The sequence below is a fragment of the uncultured Nostoc sp. genome, assembly GCF_964245575.1.
GTDB lineage: Bacteria > Cyanobacteriota > Cyanobacteriia > Cyanobacteriales > Nostocaceae > Nostoc.
On record NZ_CAXTNP010000450.1, the window covers coordinates 1 to 4,234 of the forward strand.

At 38.9% G+C, this 4,234-nt stretch carries 3 protein-coding genes and 1 pseudogene; 1 reads left to right on the plus strand and 3 read right to left on the minus strand.

Features of this window, described 5'->3' with window-relative positions:
* Positions 1-469 (plus strand): annotated as a pseudogene (locus ACFFAP_RS36640) (hypothetical protein); the annotation flags it as partial.
* A 452-nt stretch (positions 470-921) separates the two neighbouring features.
* Here the strand turns inward: ACFFAP_RS36640 and ACFFAP_RS36645 are convergent.
* The 3 genes from ACFFAP_RS36645 to ACFFAP_RS36655 all read right to left on the minus strand — a co-directional run.
* On the minus strand, positions 922-2,289 hold the full coding sequence (locus ACFFAP_RS36645) for a hypothetical protein (protein WP_375515803.1): 1,368 nt from the start codon (positions 2,287-2,289) through the stop codon (positions 922-924).
* Positions 2,289-2,663, minus strand: coding sequence for a hypothetical protein (locus ACFFAP_RS36650; RefSeq protein WP_375515804.1), 375 nt, complete (start codon positions 2,661-2,663; stop codon positions 2,289-2,291). The genes ACFFAP_RS36645 and ACFFAP_RS36650 overlap by 1 nt, the downstream gene beginning before the upstream one ends.
* A gap of 3 nt (positions 2,664-2,666) precedes the next feature.
* A partial coding sequence (locus ACFFAP_RS36655) for a CHAT domain-containing protein (protein WP_375515805.1) occupies positions 2,667-4,234 on the minus strand: 1,568 nt, incomplete at its 5' end.

Consider the following 4,234-nt stretch of genomic DNA (forward strand, 5'->3'; position numbering starts at 1 on the left):
GAAGACCAACGGGGTTGGTGACAACCTCGTTGAGTTTACTAAAGAAATTGCGAATTGCGAATTGCGAATTGCGAATTGTTACGTTGAGGCGAATCGGGTTCGTAAGTCCATCGGTGCAGAAACCTCATTTGCACAGGACTTAAGCGATGTCGGTCAGATGTTGCAAGAACTCGAACAAATTGCCCAGATTGTCGAGCAACGGTTAGAGCAGCATGAAACGCGAGGTCGCACATTAACTCTGAAAGTCAAGTTTTCTGACTATCATCAGATAACCCGCAGTAAAACAATGCTTGCTCCCATCAGTGAACTCTCTACGATTTTTGAGATAGCCAAAGCGCTGTTTGAGTCGATTGATCTGGAAAACCGCAGTATTAGATTGCTGGGAATTGCATTGTCCAATCTGGATAACGCCAAACAAACCCAAGTAATTCAATTGCCACTATTCCAAAATGCAGGCATTATATTTTAGCGTAGGCTAGCAAGAACCGCAGGCATAGTGCTGTTTAAATATTGACTCACCCACGACAAAAATCATCGACTCTCAAATCCCGCCAGACATCAGACACCTGCCACCCGGAGTTACCAACGGAGCGTTTCTGAAAAGAGAAGGTAAGCTGAAGAGTCGGGGTGCAGAGGTGCAGAGGAGATGAAGGCTCTTGAGTAGGGAAGATAATTGTATAAGTTCTTTCCCCTCTGCTCCTTTCTTCCTTTGCCCTTCTGCTTTCAAGGCTAGGGTGTACACACAAGTCTGAAATAGCTGATTAACAAGGGTTTTACCCCACCCTAACCCTCCTGATGGATTGGGGAGGGAACTGGATTTCTTGTTTCCCCCAATCCATCGGAAGGATTAAAGGGGGTAATTTCACTTGTGTGTACACGGGAAGGTTGGGGGTTAGGTCTGTATTGGACTCAACTGCGAACTTATTTACGTTTAGTAATCAACCAACCTAAAGCAATAAATATCAAGGTAGCAATAATGCTTAAAGTTAACGATGCGTAAAGGGGATGTTTTTGTACTAATGGTAGATTAATTTTATCAATATGTGTTGTGAATACACCAGAGGCGATCGCACCACCACCAAAGCCGATACCTAGTACTTGGATGGTGTTTTCTAGGGAGCGATCGCTCTCAGTTTGTTCTGTTTCTACTATCCCGCGAATTGTATCAACAAATTGTCCAAACAATTCTTGACCTGGAGTCAGATAGTTAATATATGTTTGTATTTGTTCTTGTAGTTTTTTACAGTCTTTCTTAATAAAATCCTGCCAGAATTGGGGGCTATTTCCGCTACCAATAGTTTGAATCTTCTCTAAACAAGTTGTGTAACTAGTAATATTAGTAGTAATTGCTGTGTAGTGTATTTGTAAATCTTGCAAACATCTGGTGTAATCAAATATTTTTTTGGGTATTTTTCCCATTAAACTTTTTAAGCCAGATAACTCTGTTTGATTTTCAGATATCAGGCTGTTAAATTCTTTGATTTTATTTTCTAAATCACTATAAATTATTCTCGCTTCCCGGTAGCATTGACGCGCTAGTTGATAAATGTAAAGTATTTTATGGTAGCTACACAGTAAATTTAGCAACCATTCATAAGCTTCTGCTGCAAGTGTTCCTGTTGCAGCTTGACTATTATTAATAACTATTAAAATATGGCATTGTTTGGCAGGATTATCTGGTTCATCCGGGTCAAGTGCTTGGTATTCAAATAAAAGACTACCAAACAATTTTCCCTGTTGTGTTCGTACCGGATTTAAATTTGTGCCAGCTACTAAGGCTATGGCTAATTTTTCAGCTAGTGTATTACAGTTTTCACTTGGATCTACTTCTCCATAAATCCATAATGTTTGTCCTAAAGATGCTTGAATATTAGATGGTAGTAGGGAATTTGGTTTAAAATGTTGCAGTTGTGGTATGTCTATGGAAATGTTTGGTGGTTCTGGAACCAAAGTTAAATCAACTGCGTAGGTATCGTTAAATAAGAAAGGCTGAAGATTAGCATTAATTTTAAAGCCTTCTGTTGTGGGGAGATTACCCAAATCTAAATCTTGAGCATCAATTAACCGTTCTGATATTCTTCCTATTTCCTGCTTGGGTTCGTATTTACCATTTTGATAACAAATTAATTTTGATCGTAAATCTTTCAACCCAACAAAAGTTAGCGAACTTTCACCCACTTTTACCAGATTTTCCCACAAGAGATTAGCATCTGCCACAACTTCACCGGGAAGTTCAGTTAAGGTGTGGCGGAGATGAAAAGCATAGAGGCTGAGGCTGAAATTCTTCACTATTTTTTGTCGGTTTTCGTGTTTTCAGATAAAGGAGAGTTGTTTTTAATGGCATTATCTACAAGTTCCTTTGATGATTCACTAGGTTGATTGACTGGAGTTTGTGATTTACTATTAGCTATTCCTATATTTCTGTCTACATCAATAAAAGATACAACAGTTAGTGATTTCAGGTATTGCTTGTAGGCTTCTAGAAGTTGATTACGGGATTCTGGTTGCAACCAATTTTCTAGAATTTTTACAATTTCCTCATTGTCTTCTGGTAACTGACTAGATAGTTGCTGCAATTCATTCCAGTCTTGAGTAAGAATCAATTTTGATTGAGAGTCAAGCACTTGAATAAAAGCTTGGATGCTATTTCTATAAATTGACATTTTCTAAACTCCTTTACCTGTATTACAAAAAGCAGCCCAATAAAAAGGTGATGCAAACGGTTTGATTGAGGTATTTTCATAATTAGCAGCAAAGTATTCATTTAAATATATCTTGCAAACTAAACTTAGTGAAGAGTTACTCAGCCAATATTGAAAGCCTTTAACCGTCGTATCCCTTAACCAACGTTGTGCTGTATTTAAAGCTAATACAATATTACTTTGCTGCTGTAGTTCTTCGTAAAATTTAATCATCAATAATGCTGTAGCTGTAGCACTGACTGTCCAAAGGCTACTGACTACATTGGTGCTACCAGCTAACAAAAATCCACTGGGTAAACCAATGTATTCATCACTAGTGCTTGTGAAGTCCGTCAAACCAGTTTCGCAAGCAGAGAGAGTAACTAGGCGACAGTTTTCTAGTTTAAAGTAAGTAATGATATCTGCTAAAGTCAGATTTCCATCAGCTAACTGTAAACCAGAATCTTGGGGAGAAGCAGAGTTAAAGTATCCATGACAGAAGAAAAAAGCACAGTTAGCCTTCAGCAATTTTTCATTTAGTGTGACATTGTGAATATTTTCATTAATACCGAGCATAATTGCTGACTTGTTAGCTTGGTCTTGCTTCAAAATATGAGCATCAGGAAATTGTTTCTTGATGGCTGCAACTGCTCCTAAATCTTTTTCGTAGCCTTGATATAAATCTTCTGTGGGGTTTTGGATGGCAAAGAAAGATTGAAAATCAGGACGTTGACGCAGTTGGACTTGTTGGAGAATTTGACAACTCGGTGCATAGCCTACGCCCTTGGAGAATAAGTCAATTAGGTATGATTCCTTGACAGGTAAAGCATGGAGAGGAAACAGGTGTAAGTAGCGATGAGGAATAAAGATTAATCTGTCGCATTGTTTGGGTACTTGGTCTAAGATTTCCTCAATATGCAGAATTTCTCCTAACTTTTTTAGGCGTTCTTCTAGCTGATTCTGCCATTGGATTTTATCTTGGTCTTCCGGGTTGTAGTAGTCGCCTAGATATTCATTTCTCCAATCGATTAAGGCATCTAAGTCTTGCTGACTAGAATGCCAGATGGCTGGCTTGTTATTGTCGCGCGTGATGATGAAAGCGCGAAAACAATCATCAAAAAGATACCATTCGAGGATTGCAGTTTTGTTGTCTAAGAAGTTTTGAATTTCTCCAAAGTGGATGCTGTTACTAACTAAAGGCAAATTTTCTGGACTTGTTAATGTTGCTTTGGTTAACAGTTCTACTAAAATGCGGGTTTTACTGCGTTCAATATATTCTATTGCCTCGGTGTCTCTGCCCATAGCTAGGCACACTTCCACCATACGTCTATAAAGCTGATTCCATTCTTCTGCTTGTTTACGCTTGGCTTCATCGCCAGAAACAATATCTCCGCGCAAAGCTTCGACTGTAGCAATGGTAGAGGCAAAGGTATTGTAAGCTAAGTCAAATTGTTTTGTATCTTGGTAGACAAGACCAAGATTGAATAAAGTCGCCGCATGATTTTGGGGAAAGGCGATGCGGGTGTATACTTCGAGTGCAGCAGAATAAGCAG